2 protein-coding genes are annotated in these 785 nt (G+C 72.5%); both read left to right on the top strand.

The genetic code is table 11. The annotated features are described in order from the left end of the window. The coding region (locus tag AAHM41_RS40270; RefSeq protein ID WP_342242269.1) for a hypothetical protein at positions 1–448 on the top strand (448 nt) is incomplete at its 5' end. 6 nt (positions 449–454) lie between these two features. After that, positions 455–739 (top strand): type II toxin-antitoxin system RelE/ParE family toxin, encoded by a 285-nt coding sequence (locus AAHM41_RS40275; RefSeq protein ID WP_342242270.1) that lies wholly within the window; start codon positions 455–457, stop codon positions 737–739. Positions 740–785 lie beyond the last annotated feature (46 nt).

A 785-nucleotide genomic window follows, 5' to 3' on the forward strand; every position in this document is an offset into this window, starting at 1 on the left:
CGGCAAGGCCGTCCGCAGCCTGGTCGAGGCCCAGGCGATCCGCGCCGCCACCATCCTCGGCCAGCCCGGCGGCTGGGCCGTGCTGGTGCGCTACGGCACGGCCGAGCGGGCCATCGCCGCCCAGCGCAGCCGGCGCATGCGGCTGTGGCGCAACATCGCCACCGCCGTCGCCTTCGTCCGCGACGAGCTCGGTCTGCCCCGCGTCGAGGTCGACGCCTCCGGCCATGACGCCGGCGCCGGCCGCCACAGCCGGGCCGACACCGCCGCGCGCCAGCGCCGAGCCCACGAGGCCGCGGCGCACGACGCCTGGTTCCGATCCGAGGTCGAGAAGACGATCGCCGGCCTGGCCGACGGCTCGGTCAGGCTGATCGAGGAGGAGGAATGGCGGGACATCGCAGCGGCCAAGCGAGCGGACCTGCAGCGCCGCATCGGCGGGCAGACGCGCTGAACGGGAATGCGTCTGCATCGGAGCGACGACTATCAGGCCGACCTGATCGGCATCGTCGAGCACATCGCCCAGGACAATCCGGCTGCGGCGCTGGCGATGTGGGACACCATCGAAGGGCAGGTCGAGCGCCTGGCGGACCACCCACGGTCCGGACGCACCGGCCGCGTGCCCGAGACCCGGGAGCTGCGGGTCGCCGGCGCGCCCCATGTGGTCATCTACCGCATCGGCCATGCCGTCGAATTGCTGCGCGTCCTGCACGGTGCCCGTCAATGGCCACCGCGCTCGCCCTGACGTGTTCCAGGATTGTTCCGTCTCGTGGCCAAAATCGCAGCTATGA

Source organism: Inquilinus sp. OTU3971 (genome assembly GCF_038440215.1).